Origin of the sequence: Nocardiopsis sp. NPDC101807, assembly GCF_044766605.1 — a bacterium.
In the GTDB taxonomy this organism is placed as follows: Bacteria; Actinomycetota; Actinomycetes; order Streptosporangiales; family Streptosporangiaceae; genus Nocardiopsis; species Nocardiopsis tropica.
This window is the reverse complement of sequence record NZ_JBIWMK010000012.1, coordinates 1-17,607: the sequence shown is the minus strand read 5'-3', so window position 1 is coordinate 17,607 and position 17,607 is coordinate 1. Positions and strand designations below refer to the sequence as shown.

The window sequence follows — 17,607 nt, the reverse complement described above, 5'->3', positions numbered from 1 at the left end:
CGGTGAGCGGTGGCGGAGCCGCGCACGTACCCGGCTCCGCCACCGCTCACCGCTCCGCCGGGCCTACCCCGCTCCGCCTCCGTACCCCGCCCCGCCCCGACCGGGGCCGGGCCGCGGCCCCGGTCGGGCCGGGGACGGCCGCGACGGTGCGGCCGACCGGCGCCGGGGCTCCCGCCGCGGACGCGGCTCAGCCGGCGCCCTCCAGGTCGGCGAGGGCCCGGTCGAGCCAGGTGAGCCAGAAGAGCTCCAGCTCGATCCCGCCCTGGAGGACCAGGCGCTGCACGCGGTCCCGTTCGGTCCCGTGGCCGCGGGCCGCGTCGCGCTTCTCGAACTCCCGGTACTCGGCCAGCCGCTCCCGGTGCAGCGCGCGGTGGCGGCGCAGCTCGTCCACCATGTCCCCGCCGACCCCCACGACGCCCGTCGCCCGCAGGCGCAGCAGCAGGGGGTCGCGGGGCGCGCGCGGGTCCTCGCGCACGCCGACCCACCGCTCCAGCTCCTCCCGGCCCGAGGGCAGGACCTCGTACTCCTTCCTCTGCCCCCGGGTGGGCCCCTCGCCGTCCAGGGCCCTGATCAGCCCCGCCTTCTCGAGCTTGCCCAGCTCCCGGTAGATCTGCTGGTGGGTCGCCGACCAGAAGTACCCGATCGAGCGGTCGAAGCGGCGGGTCAGCTCCAGTCCGGAGGACGGCTTCTCGAGCAGGGCGGTCAGGATCGCGTGGGGCAGGGACATGAGCGCATTCTAGGAAGGCCCGGGGCCGTCAGGCGTCGGGCGGACGGTGGCGGACCCGCACGGTCCCGCCGGTGACGGACGTCTCCAGGGTCTCCAGCCCGGCGGTCGCCGGACCGTGGACGACCGACCCGTCGTCCATGTCGAACTCGCTCCCGTGCCAGGGGCAGCGCAGGCACCCGTTCACGACGGAGCCGTCCGCGAGCGGGGCCCCCATGTGCGTGCACGTTCCCAGCACCGCCCGCACGGCGTCCCCCGTCCGGACCACCACGACCGGCACGTCGCCCAGCGCGGCGCGCACGGGCTCCCCCTCGCCGAACCCGTCGAGCGGGCCGAGGTCGTGCCAGCCGTCGGGCGCCAGGTCGTTCAGGTGGTCCGCGCTGTTGGCGCCGCCCGCCCGGTAGTAGGCGATGTGCCCCCCGAGGGAGCCGCCGAGGGCGACCGCCCCCATGCCCGCCAGGGCCAGGACCTTCCCCCAGCCCCGTCGGTCCCGAGCCCGGGCGAGCGAGGAGGAGGCGAACAGCAGGCTCCCCGCGGCGTTCGACGCGGCGTGGACCACGCCCACGCGCTGCTGTCTCCCGTGCTGCTGCGACCAGTCGGCGAGCCCGCTCGCCACCGCGGGCAGGGTGGCCAGCAGTCCGGTGTTCACGAGCGCGTGGGCGCTCCGGCGGTGGTCCCCCGGCAGGAGGTCGAGCAGGACCGCCGACATCCAGGCGCCGATGGGCAGCTGGACCAGGATCGGGTGGACCGGGTGCCCGAGCTGCACACCGTTCAGCAGGTCGCGCGCCCGTCCGCGGGGGATGCGTTCCGCCACCCGTCCGAGCAGGGAGACCGCGGGGTCGAGTCCGTCGTTCCGTTCGATCTTGCGCACGTCTTCGCCAAGCCTCATGGTGGAACGGCTACCCCGGGCCCCCGGGTTCACTCGCCGTTCCGGGGGCCGGGGGAGAGCTTGAACCGGATTTTCCCCTGTCCGGACCCGGGTGCGGGCGCCCCGGGCCCGGCCCCGGCTACAGCGCGGCGGCCAGCCTGGTGCCCTGGTCGACGGCCCTCTTGGCGTCCAGCTCGGCGGCGACGTCCGCACCGCCGATGACGTGCACCCTGAGCCCCTCCGCCGCCAGCTCGTCGGCGAGGTCGCGGCGCGGCTCCTGGCCGGCGCAGAGCACCACCGTGTCCACGTCGAGCACGGTCTTGTCGTCCCCGACGGTCAGGTGCAGGCCCTCGTCGTCGATCCGGTCGTAGGAGACGCCGGCGATCATCTCCACACCCCGGTGGCGCAGCTCCAGGCGGTGGATCCACCCGGTGGTCTTCCCGAGGCCCGCGCCGACCTTGTCCGCCTTGCGCTGGAGCAGGTGCACGGTGCGCGGCGGGGCCTGGCGCTCGGGGGTCCGGAGCCCGCCGGCCGCGGTGTGGCCGGTGTCCACGCCCCACTGGCGGAAGAACACGTCGGGGTCCAGGCTCGCGCCCTCGCCGCCGTCGGTCAGGAACTCGGCGACGTCGAAGCCGATGCCGCCCGCGCCGATGATCGCGACCCGCGCGCCCACGTCCGCGTTCCCCCGCAGGACGTCCGCGTAGCCGACCACCTTGGGGTGGTCGACGCCGGGGATCTCCGGCGTGCGCGGGACGACCCCGGTGGCCACCACGACGTCGTCGAAGCCGGTCAGGTCGGCGGCGGTCACGGTGGTCCCCAGCCGCACGTCCACGCCGTGCTTGTCCAGCTGCACCCGGAAGTAGCGCAGGGTCTCGTCGAACTCCTCCTTGCCGGGCACGCGGCGGGCCATGCGGAGCTGGCCGCCGATCTCCTCGGCCGCGTCGAACAGGGTGACCTCGTGGCCGATCCCGGCGGCGGACACGGAGAAGGCGAGTCCGGCGGGGCCGGCGCCGACGACGGCCACGCGCTTGCGGTTCCTGGTGGGGGAGAGCACCAGTTCGGTCTCGTGGCAGGCACGCGGGTTCACGAGGCAGGAGGAGACCTTGAGGCTGAAGGTGTGGTCGAGGCAGGCCTGGTTGCAGCCGATGCAGGTGTTGATCTCCTCGGGGGTCCCGGCGGCCGCCTTCGCGACGAAGTCCGGGTCGGCGAGGAACGGCCGGGCCAGGGAGACCATGTCGGCGTCGCCCCCGGCGATGACGGCCTCGGCGACCTCCGGGGTGTTGATGCGGTTGACCGCCACCAGCGGGACGGAGACCTCGCCCATCAGCTTGCGGGTCACCCAGCTGTAGGCGCCCCGCGGCACGGACGTGGCGATGGTGGGGATGCGCGCCTCGTGCCAGCCGATGCCGGTGTTGATGATGGTCGCGCCGGCCTCCTCGACCGCCTTGGCGAGCCGGACGACCTCGTCGAACGTGGAGCCGCCGGGCACCAGGTCGAGCATGGAGAGCCGGTAGACGAGGATGAAGTCGTCGCCGACGCGCTCGCGGACGCGTCGCACGATCTCGACGGGGAAGCGCATCCTGTTCTCGTAGGAGCCGCCCCAGCGGTCCTCCCGGCGGTTCGTCGCGGAGGCGATGAACTGGTTGACGAGGTAGCCCTCGGAGCCCATCACCTCGACGCCGTCGTATCCGGCGAGCCGGGCGAGTTCCGCCGCGCGCGCGAAGTCCTCGATGGTCTGCTCGACCTCCTCGCCGGTCAGGGCACGGGGGGTGAACGCGCTGATGGGGGCCCGGATCGCGCTGGGCGCGACGGACTGCTCGCTGAAGGCGTACCGGCCCGTGTGCAGGATCTGCATGGCGATCCGGCCGCCCTCGCGGTGCACGGCGTCGGTGATCACGCGGTGTTCGGCGGCCTCGGCCTCGGTGGTGAGCTTGGCCGCGCCGGTGTAGGTGGCGCCCTCGGGGTTGGGCGCGATGCCGCCGGTGACGATGAGGCCGACGCCGCCGCGGGCACGCTCGGCGTAGAAGGCGGCCATCCGCTCGAACCCCTGGGGCGCCTCCTCCAGGCCGAGGTGCATGGAACCCATGATCACGCGGTTGGGGAGGGTGGTGAAGCCCAGGTCCAGGGGTTCCAGAAGGTGGGGGTAGTCGCTCATGCTCGTCTCCTCGCGCGGTGGCCCGGTCGGTGTCCGGCCGACCTCGACTTCATTATGCAACAAGTTGCAAAATGACTCGCGCCGTGCCCCGGAGACGGCCGTGGACGACGTGGACGCGCGCCCGGGGGGACGGCCGGAGCGGCGTCGCGGCACGGCCCGGAGGCCACGGCGCCCACGCGCGCCCGGGGCCACGCGGACGCCGGGCGGACGGCTCAGACGGGCTCCACCGGCAGGAGCGCGGGGCGCTTGGCCGCGCGGCCGTCGCCCGAGGAGCGGCCGCGCAGGCGCCGGAGGATCCACGGGCCGAGGAACGTCCCCAGCCAGCGGACCTCCTCCGCCACCGCGAGCAGCGCGCTCCGCTCGGGCATCCGGGGCAGGGCGTCCGCCCACGACCCGTCGGCGCCGGGGAGCGTCAGCGCGGAGGCCAGCGCGCCGGCGATCCGGTCGTGCCCCAGAGGCGTGCAGTGCAGGCGGTCGGTGGCCCACAGGCGCCGGTCCGCGGACACCTCGTGCGCGGCGACGTCGGCCACGACGACGCCGTGCCGCCCGGCCGCGGCGCGCAGGCGGTCGTTGAAGTCCAGCACCCTGGGCAGCAGGGGCCTGGTCAGCGGCGCGATCCTGGCGATGTCGGGGAAGGTCAGGGTCGCCACCCGGGCCCCCGACGCGGTCAGCTCGGCGAACATCGCCTCCATGTGGCCGATCACCGCCCCGGCGTCGTACCCGGACCGGATCACGTCGTTGACCCCGGCGAACACGGTCGCCACGTCCGGACGCATCTCCAGGGCGGGGGCCAGCTGCTCCTCGCGCACCTGGCGGGCCAGCCGCCCCCGGACCGCGAGGTTGGCGTACTCCACCCGCGCGCCGGTGGCGGCCAGGCGGTCGGCGAGGCGGTCCGCCCAGCCCCGGAGCCCGGTCTCGTCGTCGCCGTCCCCGACCCCCTCGGTGTGGCTGTCGCCCAGCGCCACGTAGCGCAGGTTCCCGTCGAGCTCCATGCCCTCTCCTCATCCTCGTGGACAGCACCGGAAGGCTACTCCATTCGATGACTAATCATTTAGGGGAGTAGGTGTAGGCGGACGGAGGCGCGTGGCGGTCAGGCACGGCGCCGGTCCCTGCTCCTAGCGTGGACCGGGGCGCCCCCGCGGCACCCCGGACCTGCGATGACGCGCCCAGGAGGAACCAACGTGGCCAGGAACACCGTCGCCGAACAGCTCGTCCGGACGTTGGTCGCCGCCGGGGTGACCCGGATCTACGGGGTCGTCGGCGACAGCCTCAACCCGGTCGTCGACGCCGTCCGCGAGACCGACGGCATCGAATGGATCCACGTGCGCAACGAGGAGGCGGCGGCGTTCGCCGCCTCGGCCCAGGCGCAGATCGACGGGCGGCTCGCCGTCTGCGCCGGGTCGTGCGGCCCCGGCAACACCCACCTCGTGCAGGGCCTGTACGACGCCCAGCGCAGCGGAGCCCCCGTCCTGGCCATCGCCTCCCACATCCCCTCGCGCCAGATCGGCACCGGCTACTTCCAGGAGACCCACCCCGAGCGGCTGTTCGCGGACGTCACCGAGTTCCGCGAACTCGTCTCCGAGGCCGAGCAGATGCCGCGCCTGGCCCGGATCGCCGTCCAGCACGCCCTCGGCACCCCCGGCGCGGCGGTCCTCGTCCTGCCCGGGGACATCGCCGGGCGCAAGGCCGTGGGCCCCGCCGACACCAGCCCGGTGGGCGCGGGACGCGCCACCGCCTGGCCCGCCGAGGACGACGTGCGCGCCCTGGCCGAGCTGGTCAACGCCGCCGACAAGGTCGCCCTGTTCTGCGGCGCCGGGGTCCGGGAGGCGCACGACGAGGTGATGGCCCTGGCCGGGCGGGTGCACGCCCCGGTCGGGCACACCCTGCGCGGCAAGGAGTGGATCCAGTACGACAACCCGTACGACGTCGGCATGATCGGCCTGCTCGGCTACGGCGCCTGCTTCGAGGCCCTGCACGGCGCCGACCTGGTGCTGATGCTCGGGTGCGACTTCCCCTACGACGACTTCCTGCCCAGGAAGAACGTCGTCCAGGTCGACCACGACCCGCGCCGCCTCGGCCGCCGCGTGCCGCTCCGGCTGGCGGTGCACGGGGACGTCGCGGCGACCCTGCGCGCCGTGAGGCCGCTCGTCGGGGAGCGCACGGACGCCTCCGCCACCCGGTTCCTCCACGACATGCTGGCCCGCCACGAACGCGCGCTGACCAAGGTGGTGGACGCGTACACGAGGGACATCGAGCACCACACGCCCGTCCACCCCGAGTACGTGGCGCGGATCCTCGACGAGGAGGCCGACGGGGACACCGTGTTCACCGTCGACACGGGCATGAACAACGTGTGGGCGGCCCGCTACCTGACCCCGAACGGCCGCCGCCGGGTGATCGGCTCGTTCACGCACGGCACCATGGCCAACGCCCTGCCGCACGCGATCGGCGCGGCCTACGCGGCGCCCGACCGGAAGGTCGTCTCGCTGTCCGGCGACGGAGGGCTGAGCATGCTGCTGGGCGAGCTGATCACCGTCCACCAGCACGACCTGCCGATCACCACGGTCGTGTTCGACAACTCCTCGCTCGGCATGGTGAAGCTGGAGATGATGGTGGACGGGATGCCCTCCTACCAGACCGACCACCCGCGCGTGGACTACGCGGCCGTCGCCGGGGCGATCGGCATGCGCGCCCTGCGGGTGGAGAGCCCCGACCGGGTCCGCGAGGCGCTCCGGGAGGCCCTGGCGGACCCCGGACCGGTGCTGGTGGACGTCGTCACCGACCCCAACGCACTCTCCATCCCCTCCCGCATCACCGCCGACCAGGTGGCGGGCTTCGCCCTGTCCGCAGGACGGACGGTGCTCCGGGGAGGGGTGGGGGCGATGGTGGACATGGCCCGCTCCAACCTGCGCAACATCCCCCGGCCGTAGGGGAGCGGAGGAGGCCGCGCCCGTCCGCGGGGAGGGGCGTCCGCCGGGGCGCGACGCCCGGGAGGGGGCGGGGCCGGGCGGGGGGAGCGGCCCGGAAACGGCCGCCCGGGGCCGTGAACGGCGAAGGCCCCGACCGGTGTCCGGTCGGGGCCTTCGTCTCGGCAGCTGGCTTTCAGGGGTTCCAGGGGGTCGTCCCCCTGGGAAACACTCCGGCCCGTGGGGAGGACGACCGAAGGTCGTCGACCACCACGGGCCGCTCGCGGAGGATAGGGGATTCGAACCCCTGAGGGCTTGCACCCAACACGCTTTCCAAGCGTGCGCCCTAGGCCACTAGGCGAATCCTCCGCGCACAACTCTACACGCCGGAGGGGGGTGGTCCGAACGGGTTCCCCGGGGCCCTCCCCGAGGGCCGCCGGGAGGGCCCCGCCGGGCGGTCGGGGGCCGTCGCGCGGACCCCTCCCGGCCCGGTACGGCCGCCCGGCCGCCCGGCGGCTCAGCCGGCCCGGCTGGACCGCACCCCCTCGATGGCGTTGTTGCGGAACGCGTCCACGAACAGCGAGTGGTCCGCCCGGGCCTGGGCCGCGTAGCGGTGGGCGAAGCGCACGCACCACTCGGCGAACTCCGCCTCGCGGCCGTCGAGCACCGTCATGAGCGCCTCCTCGGTCTCCCACGACACCAGGGTCGCGTCCGCGTGCGAGTCGGACACGCAGTGCGCCTTGGCGGTGGCGCGGCCCAGGTAGTCCAGTACCGGTACGACCTCCTCGGGCTCGGTGAGCCCGTCCCAGTCCAGGTCGTTCGTGTACGGGGACACCTCGCTCACCACGAAGCCCACGCCGTCGATCTCGGTGTGCCCCAGCAGCGGGTCGGCGTGGGCCTGGAGCGCGCGCTGGGACACGGCGGTGCGGTGCCCGTGGTGCTCGAAGGCCTCCATGATGCGCCGGTCCGTCACCACCCGGGACGGCGCGGCCACGTTCCCCTGCTTGACGGACAGGACGATGTCGTTGTCCCACGCCTCGGACCGGCCCTCGATGAGCACGCTGTAGGCGGGGAGGCCCGCGGAGCCGATCCCGAAGCCGCCGCTGCCCACCACGTCCTTGACCCCGTAGTCCAGCGAGGCGAACCGCCGGTCGTCCGGGATGGTCCCCAGGTAGTCGTGGTAGGCGGCGAGAACCTTGTCGCGCTCGCCGTCCTCCAGCCGGCGCACCCGCGGCCCCTCGCGGAACCGGCGGTTGTAGCCGTCCCTGTCGGTCATGGACGCCAGCATGGCGGCGCGGCTGCGGAGGCGGGCGCGCTGGAGCACGTCGTGGACCGTGCCGTCGGTGTTGTCCAGCTTGAGGGAGAAACCGGAGTCGCCGCCCCGCGTCGCGAACTGGCGGACCTGGGACACGTAGGCGTCGACGTAGCACGGCACGATCGCGCCGATGTCCTCGTCGGACAGGGCCTTCTGCCACCCCATCAGGGCGATGCTGGAGACGAACCGGAGCACGTCCCACGTGAAGTGGCCGAGGTAGGCCTCGTCGAAGTCGTTGACGTCGAAGACCAGGCGCCCGGTCGAGTCCATGTAGGTGCCGAAGTTCTCGGCGTGCAGGTCGCCCTGGATCCACACACGCGAGGTGCGGTCGTCCGCCCAGGGGTCCTCCATCGACGCCACGTCGGAGTAGAAGAGCGAGGCGCTGCCCCGGTAGAACGCGAAGGGGCTGGCGGCCATCTTGCGGAACTTGGCACGGAACGCGGCCGGGGCCGTGGACATCAGGTCGGAGAAGGCGTTCTCCAGCGTGGCCACGATGAGGTCTTGCCGCTCGGAGGAGTGGTCGGTGGTTTCCAGGGGGTCGAACATGCCGTCCATGATGGCCCCGCGGGGCCGTCGTGGCCATGCGTGCCGGTGCCCGGGCGCCGCGGGGCGCCCCGAGGGGGCGGGTGCGCGGGGTTGCCAGAGCGGTCGGGAGGTCGGATACACTCGGGGCAGACCCCTCGTGCGGCGTCACCCCATGAACCTCCCCAGGGCCGGAAGGCAGCAAGGATAAATGGGCTCTGGCGGGTGCGCGGGGGGTCCTTTCTGTTTCTCGGGCCCGGTCGGACCCTCCCGGTTCCTCGATCCGGTGCGAGCTGTCACTGCCAGCGGGTTGAATGGACAGGTGGCAGGGACCAGGGGAGTGAGCACACCGTGAGCATCGCGCTGTACCGCAAGTACCGCCCCGCGACGTTCGGTGAGGTGCGGGGCCAGGAACACGTGACCGACCCGCTCCGCCAGGCGTTGCGCAGCGGTCGCATCAACCACGCCTACCTGTTCAGCGGGCCGCGCGGCTGCGGCAAGACGACCAGCGCGCGCATCCTCGCCCGTTCGCTGAACTGCGCCGAGGGGCCCACCCCGGACCCGTGCGGGACCTGCGACTCGTGTGTGGCGCTGGCCCCCGACGGCGGCGGCAGCATCGACGTCATCGAGATCGACGCCGCCTCCCACGGCGGTGTGGACGACGCCCGCGACCTGCGCGAGCGCGCCTTCTTCTCGCCGGTCAACTCGCGCTTCAAGATCTACATCATCGACGAGGCGCACATGGTGACCCGCGAGGGTTTCAACGCGCTCCTCAAACTGGTGGAGGAACCGCCCCCGCACCTCAAGTTCGTGTTCGCGACCACCGAGCCCGAGAAGGTCATCGGCACGATCCGCTCGCGGACGCACCACTACCCGTTCCGGCTCATCCCGCCGAGCACGCTCCGGGAGCTCTTCGAGGACCTCCTCAAGGAGGAGGGGATCTCCTACGACCCCGCCGCGCTGCCGCTGGTGGTCAGGGCGGGCGCCGGCTCCGCGCGTGACGGGCTGTCGGTGCTCGACCAGCTCATCGCCGGTTCGGGCGAGGACGGCATCACCCGTGAGGGCGCCGTCTCCCTGCTGGGCTACACCGACTCCAGCCTGCTGGGAGAGATGGTCGACGCGCTCGGCGCCCGCGACGGCGCCGCCGTGTTCGGGCTGATCGACCGCGTGGTCGAGGGCGGGCACGACCCGCGCCGGTTCACCACGGACCTGCTGGAGCGCTTCCGCGACCTAGTCGTCCTGGCCGCCGTGCCGGACGCCCTGGACAAGGGCCTGGTCAACGTGGCCGACGAGGCGGCGGAGCAGATGAGGGGGCAGGCCGCCCGGATGGGGCCCGCCGAGCTGACCCGGGCCGCCGACATCCTCAACCAGGGCCTGACCGAGATGCGCGGAGCCACCGCGCCCCGCCTGCTGCTCGAACTCATGTGCTCGCGGGTGCTCCTGCCCGGCACCGACGGCGGCCAGGGCGCGGCGCTGCTGGCACGCCTGGAGCAGATGGAGCGCCGGATCGCCTCGGGCGCCGTCGCGCCCGCCGCACCGGTCCGGTCCGCGGCCCAGGCACCCGCGGCCCAGGCCCCCGCGGCACCGGCACCGGCGGCCCCGGCACCCGAGCCGGTGCGGGCCGCCGAGGCCCCCGCCGCCCGGCCCTCCAGGGCCCCGGCCGCCCCGCAGCCGGCCCCCGCGGCCCCCGCCCCCGAGCGCGCCGCCGAGCCGGCGGGCTGGGACGCCCCGGCCCGTCCGAGCACGCCCGAACCCACCCGTCACGCCCCGCCGGCCCCCGCCGCCCCGTCAGGCGGGGGCGGAGCCCTGGACCTGGGACGCGTCCAGGGGTCGTGGAGCCAGATCCTGGAGGCGGTCAAGGGGCTGCGCCGGTTCACCTGGATGGTGCTCTCCGGCGGCGAGGTCCGGCCGGTGGGGGTCGAGGGCAACGCCGTCCTGCTCGGCTTCTCCCGTCCCAGCGAGGCCAAGGGCTTCAGCAACAGCGGCAGCGACCAGGTGGTCGCCAACGCGATCCGGCAGGTGCTCGGCATCGAGGTGCGGGTCGCCGCGGCGGGCAGCGCCGCGTCGGCCGCGGCGCCCGCACGGCGCCCCGAGCCCGCGCGCCCGGCCGAGCCCTCCGGGTGGGACGCCCCCGCCCCGGCACGGCCCGCCGATCCCGCACCCCCGCCCGCCGCCCCGGAGCCGGAGGCCGCGGGCCGGCCCGCGGGCCCGCCGCCGGACCGGATCGTCACCGGTCTGGACGAGCCGCCGCCGGACCCCTACGAGGACGCGGCCGCGTCCCCGCCGCCGGAGTACGACGACCCGTCCGCCGGCCGGTCGCAGCCCCGGACGGCCCCCGCCTCCGGGACCGGGCGGCAGGAGGCCCCGCCTTCCCCGGGGTCCGCTCCGGCCCCGGGCGGTGCGCAGCGTCCGGCCCCGGCGCCCTCGGGCGGACCGTCGCCCGCGGCCGGGGGGCAGGCTTCCGCGGGGGGCCCGGCCCCCGGCACGGGCGGAACGTCGCTCATCGAGACGGAGCTGGGCGGCCGCGTGATCGAGGAGATCGAGCACGGGGCCGACACGGACGCGCCCTTCTAGGTTCGGCGGGCACCCGCCTCGCCGGGCGCGGGCACCCGCCTCGCCGGGCGCGGGCACCCGCCTCGCCGGACATGCCCCGGGACAGGCCGAAAGCGTTGCCGGCGTGACGTGAGGTGCGGGACGGGAGAACCGTTTCGGTCACCGCGCCGGCGTGCCGGGCGGAGACTCCCGGTCGGCCCCGGAGCCCGCGCCGGGCACGGGGGCCCCGCCCCCGCCCGACGCGGTCAGTCCCGGGGCCCCACGGCCGCCAGGACCGTCTCCACGAGCTCGTCCGCGTACGCGTGGGTCAGCGGCCCGGTGCGCATCAGCCAGCGGTGGTGGAGCGGCCCGGTGAGCAGCTCGGTGACGATGTCGAGGTCGGCCCCGGGGGCGAGCTGGCCCGCGTCGCGTCCGGCGCGCAGCCGGTCCTTGAACGCCTCCGTGTTGGGGCGGAGCAGGCGCTCGTTGACGGCCTCGGCGAACACGGGGTCGTTCTGGAGCTCGGTCGTGAACGCGCGGGTGGTCCGGTCCATCCCGGGGTCGTTGAACTCGTCGACGACGGCGCGGAGCACGGTCCTCAGGTCGGCGGCCAGGTCGCCGGTGTCGGGCAGGGGGTCGCCGGCCGTGCCGCCGGTCAGCGCCGTGAAGACGTCGAACACCACGGCGGCCTTGGAGGGCCACCAGCGGTAGATGGTCTGCTTGCCCACACCGGCCCGCGCGGCGATCGCCTCGACGGTCACCTTGGCGTACCCGACCTCGCCCAGCAGCTCCGACGCGGCGCGCAGGACGGCGCGTCGCGCCCGTTCGCTGCGGCGGCGGGGGTCCGGGCCGCGCCGGGGTGTCCGGGAGACTTCCGACGGGGTGCTCTCAGCCATACCTGCCACGTTAACCGCTCAAAAATGACGAGACGTATCGTCTTGACGCGGATACCCTACAGAGGCAGGATCACCTCTGGCGAGACGCCACGTCTCGCTCCAAGCGAAAGGAGGTCCGCGTGTCCAAGAACAGTGACAACCTTCTCGGTATGGGCGGACAGCGCACCACGGTCTCCCGCTCCGCGATGCGCGGAGGCCCCGGCGGGGGCAAGGGCGGACCCAGCGCCGAGGCCCGGGAGCGCAAGCAGGAACTGCTGCGCAAGCTCCGCGAGAAGAACGCGCCCGGGAGTTCCGAGGAGTCCGAGGACACCGAAGGAAAGGCGTGAACGCACGGCGGCGGCCCCCACCGGAGACGGTCGGGGGCCGTCGGCGTTCCCGACCGCGGGGCCCGTTCCCGCGGCCCCGGCGGTCCCGGGCCCCCGTCCGGCCGGGCGCCGCCGGGAGGCCCGGACGACCTCACACGTCCCAGGCGCGGCCGTCCGCCGAGTCCAGCCACACCCGGTGCGTCCCGTCGCCGGACACCGACAGCCCGAACCGGTCCGGTTCGGGCTCGCCCAGCTCTCCCCACAGGGCCAGGGCCTCCTCGAACTCGTCCCAGATGCTCCTCGGGCCGCCCTGCTCGATCATCCACGACGTTCCGTAGGGGTAGACCCTCACCCACGATCCGCCCTCCCGGTCGCACACCCACACGCCCGAGCCCGTCCCGATCCACCGCCGCCGCACCCGCCAGTCGGGCACCATCACCGACAGGGCGAACGCGGTGGCGAAGGCCATGAGCGGGGCCAGGGGGTCGGTCTGCGTGAGCCGGTACTCGTCCGGCTGCTGCCCGGAGTCGCGCGCCGGCGGGGCCGCCGGGTCCGGCGTGCGCAGCGGGACGAACCCCACGCCGCCGTGGAAGCTCGCCAGGGCGGTCCCGTCGCCCGGGCACTCCGCACGGGCGAGCACCCCGGCCCCCTCCAGCAGCCCCCACGGGCACACCACCAGCCCGCCGGGCCGCACCTGGTCGAGCCAGGCGGGCGGGAGCCGCCGCACCCCGCAGGTGGAGACGATCCTGTCGTAGGGGGCGCCCGGGGCGTATCCCCCGTACCCGTCGGCCACGTGGACGGCGGGGGAGAGGCCCTCCGCGCGCAGGGCCCCGCGCGCGGTCCCGGCCAGGCGGGGGTCGATCTCCACGGAGGTGACGGCTCCGTCGCCCAGCCGGTGGGCCAGCAGCGCGGTGTTCCAGCCGGTCCCCGTGCCGATCTCCAGCACGGTGTTCCCGGCGGCGAGGCCGGCGAGCTCCAGCATGCGGGCGAGGACCGTGGGGGCCGCGCTGGAGGAGGCCGAGGCCGGCTCCGGCGCGGGGGCCGGCTCGGGCTCGCGCGGCGCGGGCGCCTCACGGACCCGGGGGACCTCCGACTCGTCCACCTGGGTGACGATGGCGTTGTCGGCGTAGACGGCGGCCAGCCAGCGCTCCGGGTCGCTGGTGGCGTCGAGCACGCCTCCGCGCGCGGTCAGCGCGCCGGTCCCGGGGATGAACCGGTGGCGCGGAACCGATCGGAAGGCGTGGATCAGGGCGGCGTCGGTCAGTGTGCCGTCCGCGATCATCGCCTCGATCAGTGCCGAGTGGCGTTCACTGGCGGTCAACACGTCCTCAGTCCCCCGTGGCTGTCGTGATGCCGGCGGCGCCCGCGGGCTCCACCGGGACGGCCGAGCCCCGCGGGACATCTTCTCGACCGAAAGTGATATTACCGCTACTCTTCGCGCTGACCGCGGGTCGGGGCGCCTCCCGGAGAGTCGACTCGGCGTCGCCCGCCCGGCCGCAGGGCCGCCCCGGGTCGGTCCAGCATGTTCCCTGACGACCGGTTAGTCTCACAGCGACAGCCACACAACTGCGAGACCCAGCACCATGAGTGCGGCGAGGAGACGGCCGTGAACCCTGGCGGAATGGACATGCAGGCCCTGCTCCAGCAGGCCCAGCAGATGCAGCAGCAGCTCGTGGAGGCCCAGCAGGCCCTGGACGAGGCCGAGGTCGAGGGCAGCTCCGGCGGCGGCCTGGTCAAGGTCAGGCTGAGCGGCCGCGGCCAGGTGGAGGACATCACGGTCTCCGCCGACGCGATCGACCCGAGCGACGCGGAGGAGAGCGCGCAGACCGTCGCGGACCTGGTCCTGGCGGCGATCCGCGACGCCGAGGCGCAGGTGGAAAGGCTCCAGCAGGAGAAGATGGGCCCGCTGACCCAGGGGCTCGGCGGCGGCGGGATGCCCGGGGGCATGCCCGGCCTCCCCGGTCTCTGACCCGGAGCGGCCGCCGGGCGGGGCGGCCTCCGCGGCGCGTACGCGAGAGGTCGTCGCGCCGGATACGGTGGTGTCAGGGGATACGGACCGCCCCGCCGATCCGGTCCGACCTGGTGGGTAGGCGATGTACGAAGGCGCGGTGCAGAATCTGATCGACGAGCTGGGGCGACTGCCCGGCGTCGGTCCGAAAAGCGCGCAGCGAATCGCCTTCCACCTGCTCTCCGCCGAGCACGCGGACGTCAAGCGCCTGGTCAACGCGCTGGTCGAGGTCAAGGAGAAGGTGCGTTTCTGCTCCGTCTGCGGCAATGTCGCGGAGGAGGAGCAGTGCCGTATCTGCCGTGACGCCCGTCGCGACACCGCCGTCATCTGCGTGGTCGAGGAGTCCAAGGACGTCGTCGCCATCGAGCGCACCCGCGAGTTCCGCGGCCGCTACCACGTCCTGGGCGGCGCGATCAGCCCGATCGAGGGCGTCGGCCCCGACGACCTGCGCATCAAGGACCTGATGGTCCGCCTGGCGGACGGCCAGATCACCGAGCTGATCCTCGCCACGGACCCCAATCTGGAAGGGGAGGCCACCGCGACCTATCTGGCGCGGCTGGTCAAACCCATGGGTCTGAAGGTGACGCGGCTGGCCAGCGGGCTGCCCGTCGGCGGCGACCTGGAGTACGCCGACGAGGTCACCCTCGGCCGCGCCTTCGAGGGCCGCCGCAGCCTCGAGTTCTAGCTCACACTTCGCCGTAATCCGGGCGAAATATGAGTAACCTCCGTTTCACCGGGTAGGCCCGAGCGCTGGTGCGTCATGCACTCCGAGCGTTCCCGTCCCAGGTCGGACGGTGTAGACGACGGCGTCGCTGGCTACACTCCATTTCATTGTCTTGATCCCAACTCCTCAGGAGCAATCGATCGTGGCCCTAATCGTGCAGAAGTACGGTGGGTCTTCCGTATCCGACGCGGAAGCCATCAAGCGAGTAGCCCAACGGATCGTGGCTCAGAAAAAAGCGGGATATGACGTCGTCGTCGTGGTCTCGGCCATGGGCGACACCACCGACGAGCTGATCGACCTCGCCGAGCAGGTGTCCCCGCTGCCGCCCGCGCGCGAACTCGACATGCTGCTCACCGCCGGCGAGCGCATGTCGATGGCCCTGGTCGCCATGGCCATCGAGAACCTGGGCTTCGAGGCCCGGTCCTTCACCGGTTCCCAGGCCGGTGTCATCACCACGTCGCTGCACGGCAACGCCAAGATCATCGACGTGACCCCGGGCCGCATCAAGGAGGCCGTGGACGAGGGCGCGATCTGCATCGTCGCCGGGTTCCAGGGCGTGTCCCAGGACACCAAGGACATCACCACCCTTGGCCGGGGCGGCTCGGACACCACCGCGGTGGCGCTTGCCGCCGCGCTGGAGGCCGACGCCTGCGAGATCTACAGCGACGTCGACGGTGTGTTCACCGCCGACCCGCGCATCGTGCCGTCCGCGCGGCGCATCCCCCAGATCTCCTACGAGGAGATGCTGGAGATGGCGGCGTGCGGGACGAAGATCCTGCACCTGCGCTGCGTCGAGTACGCGCGCCAGTACAACATGCCCCTGCACGTCCGTTCATCTTTCAGTCAGAAGCAGGGGACCTGGGTCGTCCCGGAAGTCGAGGAAAGCGAAGGCATGGAACAGCCGATCATCTCCGGGGTCTCCCACGACCGGAGCGAAGCCAAGATCACCGTCGTCGGAGTGCCCGACAAGATCGGTGAGGCCGCGACGATCTTCCGGGCCCTGGCCGACGCCGAGATCAACATCGACATGATCGTGCAGAACGTGTCGGCGGTCTCGACCTCGCGCACCGACATCTCCTTCACGGTCCCCAAGGACTTCGGGAAGGAGGCGGTCGCCGCGCTGAAGAAGGTCCAGGAGAAGGTCGGCTTCGAGTCGCTGCGCTACGACGACAAGATCGGCAAGGTCTCGCTGATCGGCGCGGGCATGCGCTCCTACCCCGGCGTGACCGCGCGCTTCTTCGACGCGATCGCCGCCTCCGGCACGAACGTCGAGATGATCTCCACCTCGGAGATCCGCATCTCGGTCATCGTCGAGGAGGACCAGGTCGACGAGGCCGTCCGTGCGGCCCACAGTGAGTTCCGGCTCGACGCAGACCAGGTCGAGGCCGTCGTCTACGGAGGTACCGGCCGATGAGCAACCGTCTTCCCACCCTCGCCGTCGTCGGCGCCACCGGAGCGGTCGGCACCGTGATGCTCGGCATCCTGTCCGAGCGCGAGAACGTCTGGGGCGAGATCCGCCTCGTCGCCTCCCCGCGCAGCGCGGGCAAGGTCCTGCGGGTCCGCGGCGAGGACGTCGTGGTCCAGGCCCTGGCCCCCGAGGTCTTCGACGGTGTCGACGTCGCCATGTTCGACGTCCCCGACGAGGTGTCCAAGGAGTGGGCCCCGATCGCCGCCGCCCGCGGCGCGGTCGCCGTCGACAACTCCGGCGCCTTCCGCATGGACCCCGACGTCCCGCTCGTGGTGCCCGAGGTCAACGCGGACCAGGTCGCCAACCGTCCGCGCGGCATCATCAGCAACCCCAACTGCACCACGCTGTCGATGATCGTGGCCATCGGCGCGCTGCACCGCGCCTACCAGGTCTCCAGCCTGGTCGTGTCCTCCTACCAGGCCGCCTCCGGTGCGGGCCAGGAGGGCATCGACACCCTGCGCGACCAGATGGCGAAGGCCGGCGCCGACCGCGGCCTCGGCGACCGGGCGGGCGACGTCCGCGCCGCCGTCGGCGAGCTCGGCCCGTTCCCGGCGCCCCTGGCCTACAACGTGGTGCCGTGGGCCGGCTCGCTCAAGGACGGCGGCTGGTCCTCGGAGGAGCTGAAGGTCCGCAACGAGTCCCGCAAGATCCTGGGCCTCCAGGACCTCCGGGTCTCCGCGACCTGCGTGCGCGTCCCCGTGATCACCACCCACTCGCTGGTCGTGCACGCCACCTTCGAGCGGGAGGTGACCGCCGACGCCGCCCGCGAGCTGCTCGGTTCCGCCGAGGGCGTCGCGGTCCTGGACGACCCGGCCCAGGGCGAGTTCCCGACCCCGGCCGACGTGGTGGGCACCGACCCGACCTGGGTGGGCCGGATCCGCCAGTCGCTGGACGACCCGAAGGCGCTGGAGCTGTTCCTGTGCGGGGACAACCTGCGCAAGGGCGCCGCGCTGAACACCGCGCAGATCGCCGAGGTCGTCGCCCGGGAGTTCACCTCCTAGGGGCATCGATCCGGGGGCGGGGGGGGGGGGGCCCCCCCCGGGGGGGGGGGGGCCCCCCCCCCGGGGGGGGGGGGGGGGGGGGGGGGGGGGCCCCCCCCCCCCGGGGGGGGGGGCGCGGGGGGGGGGGGGGGCCGGGGGTGTGTCGTGCTGACCACATTCGTGTGGTCATGGGCTGTTTATTGT

At 73.6% G+C, this 17,607-nt stretch carries 14 protein-coding genes, 1 tRNA gene and 1 other RNA gene; 8 read left to right on the top strand and 8 right to left on the bottom strand.

Annotated features, from left to right (window positions below; translation table 11 throughout):
* Positions 1 to 187 precede the first annotated feature (187 nt).
* The 4 genes from ACIRPH_RS29105 to ACIRPH_RS29090 all read right to left on the bottom strand — a co-directional run bounded on the left by ACIRPH_RS29105 (position 188) and on the right by ACIRPH_RS29090 (position 4,739).
* Entirely contained in the window at positions 188 to 727 is a 540-nt protein-coding gene (locus tag ACIRPH_RS29105; RefSeq protein ID WP_402919985.1) for a PadR family transcriptional regulator, read from the bottom strand.
* 28 nt (positions 728 to 755) lie between these two features.
* Positions 756 to 1,613, bottom strand: coding sequence for a Rieske 2Fe-2S domain-containing protein (locus ACIRPH_RS29100; protein ID WP_402919983.1), 858 nt, complete (start codon positions 1,611 to 1,613; stop codon positions 756 to 758).
* A gap of 118 nt (positions 1,614 to 1,731) precedes the next feature.
* Positions 1,732 to 3,747, bottom strand: coding sequence for an FAD-dependent oxidoreductase (locus tag ACIRPH_RS29095; RefSeq protein WP_402919981.1), 2,016 nt, complete (start codon positions 3,745 to 3,747; stop codon positions 1,732 to 1,734).
* Positions 3,748 to 3,959: 212 nt separating this feature from the next.
* Positions 3,960 to 4,739 (bottom strand): SGNH/GDSL hydrolase family protein, encoded by a 780-nt coding sequence (locus ACIRPH_RS29090; protein WP_402919979.1) that lies wholly within the window; start codon positions 4,737 to 4,739, stop codon positions 3,960 to 3,962.
* A 189-nt stretch (positions 4,740 to 4,928) separates the two neighbouring features.
* Between ACIRPH_RS29090 and ACIRPH_RS29085 the strand changes: the two genes are divergently transcribed.
* Complete coding sequence (locus ACIRPH_RS29085; protein WP_402919977.1) at positions 4,929 to 6,677, top strand: pyruvate dehydrogenase; 1,749 nt, start codon at positions 4,929 to 4,931, stop codon at positions 6,675 to 6,677.
* A gap of 260 nt (positions 6,678 to 6,937) precedes the next feature.
* Here ACIRPH_RS29085 and ACIRPH_RS29080 read toward each other — a convergent pair.
* Together ACIRPH_RS29080 and ACIRPH_RS29075 are read right to left on the bottom strand one after the other, a co-directional pair.
* A tRNA-Ser gene (locus ACIRPH_RS29080) sits at positions 6,938 to 7,022 on the bottom strand.
* 148 nt (positions 7,023 to 7,170) lie between these two features.
* Positions 7,171 to 8,523: a DUF2252 domain-containing protein gene (locus ACIRPH_RS29075; RefSeq protein ID WP_402919976.1), complete on the bottom strand. Its 1,353-nt coding sequence runs from the start codon at positions 8,521 to 8,523 to the stop codon at positions 7,171 to 7,173.
* A 116-nt stretch (positions 8,524 to 8,639) separates the two neighbouring features.
* Here ACIRPH_RS29075 and ffs point away from each other — a divergent pair.
* Together ffs and ACIRPH_RS29065 are read left to right on the top strand one after the other, a co-directional pair.
* An RNA gene (gene ffs / locus ACIRPH_RS29070) (signal recognition particle sRNA small type) lies at positions 8,640 to 8,735 on the top strand.
* Between the two features lie 106 nt (positions 8,736 to 8,841).
* On the top strand, positions 8,842 to 11,064 hold the full coding sequence (locus ACIRPH_RS29065) for a DNA polymerase III subunit gamma and tau (protein WP_402919974.1): 2,223 nt from the start codon (positions 8,842 to 8,844) through the stop codon (positions 11,062 to 11,064).
* A 224-nt stretch (positions 11,065 to 11,288) separates the two neighbouring features.
* On the opposite strand, the gene ACIRPH_RS29060 is transcribed toward ACIRPH_RS29065, so the two are convergent.
* Complete coding sequence (locus tag ACIRPH_RS29060) at positions 11,289 to 11,918, bottom strand: TetR/AcrR family transcriptional regulator (RefSeq protein ID WP_402919972.1); 630 nt, start codon at positions 11,916 to 11,918, stop codon at positions 11,289 to 11,291.
* A 119-nt stretch (positions 11,919 to 12,037) separates the two neighbouring features.
* Between ACIRPH_RS29060 and ACIRPH_RS29055 the strand changes: the two genes are divergently transcribed.
* Entirely contained in the window at positions 12,038 to 12,244 is a 207-nt protein-coding gene (locus ACIRPH_RS29055) for a DUF6243 family protein (RefSeq protein WP_402919970.1), read from the top strand.
* A 130-nt stretch (positions 12,245 to 12,374) separates the two neighbouring features.
* Here ACIRPH_RS29055 and ACIRPH_RS29050 read toward each other — a convergent pair whose 3' ends face one another.
* On the bottom strand, positions 12,375 to 13,544 hold the full coding sequence (locus tag ACIRPH_RS29050) for a methyltransferase domain-containing protein (protein ID WP_402919969.1): 1,170 nt from the start codon (positions 13,542 to 13,544) through the stop codon (positions 12,375 to 12,377).
* A 300-nt stretch (positions 13,545 to 13,844) separates the two neighbouring features.
* Here ACIRPH_RS29050 and ACIRPH_RS29045 point away from each other — a divergent pair, with 300 nt between their 5' ends.
* The 4 genes from ACIRPH_RS29045 to ACIRPH_RS29030 all read left to right on the top strand — a co-directional run bounded on the left by ACIRPH_RS29045 (position 13,845) and on the right by ACIRPH_RS29030 (position 17,424).
* Positions 13,845 to 14,192: a YbaB/EbfC family nucleoid-associated protein gene (locus ACIRPH_RS29045; RefSeq protein WP_402920224.1), complete on the top strand. Its 348-nt coding sequence runs from the start codon at positions 13,845 to 13,847 to the stop codon at positions 14,190 to 14,192.
* A gap of 124 nt (positions 14,193 to 14,316) precedes the next feature.
* Positions 14,317 to 14,916 carry a recombination mediator RecR gene (recR, locus tag ACIRPH_RS29040; protein ID WP_267947303.1) on the top strand — a complete coding sequence of 200 codons (600 nt, stop codon included), beginning with the start codon at positions 14,317 to 14,319 and terminating at the stop codon, positions 14,914 to 14,916.
* 181 nt (positions 14,917 to 15,097) lie between these two features.
* The gene (locus ACIRPH_RS29035) at positions 15,098 to 16,369 is read left to right on the top strand and encodes an aspartate kinase (protein ID WP_267947302.1); all 1,272 of its coding nucleotides are present in this window, start codon (positions 15,098 to 15,100) and stop codon (positions 16,367 to 16,369) included.
* Positions 16,366 to 17,424 carry an aspartate-semialdehyde dehydrogenase gene (locus tag ACIRPH_RS29030; protein ID WP_402919967.1) on the top strand — a complete coding sequence of 353 codons (1,059 nt, stop codon included), beginning with the start codon at positions 16,366 to 16,368 and terminating at the stop codon, positions 17,422 to 17,424. Before ACIRPH_RS29035 ends, ACIRPH_RS29030 begins: the two co-directional genes overlap by 4 nt.
* The last annotated feature ends 183 nt before the right edge of the window (positions 17,425 to 17,607 follow it).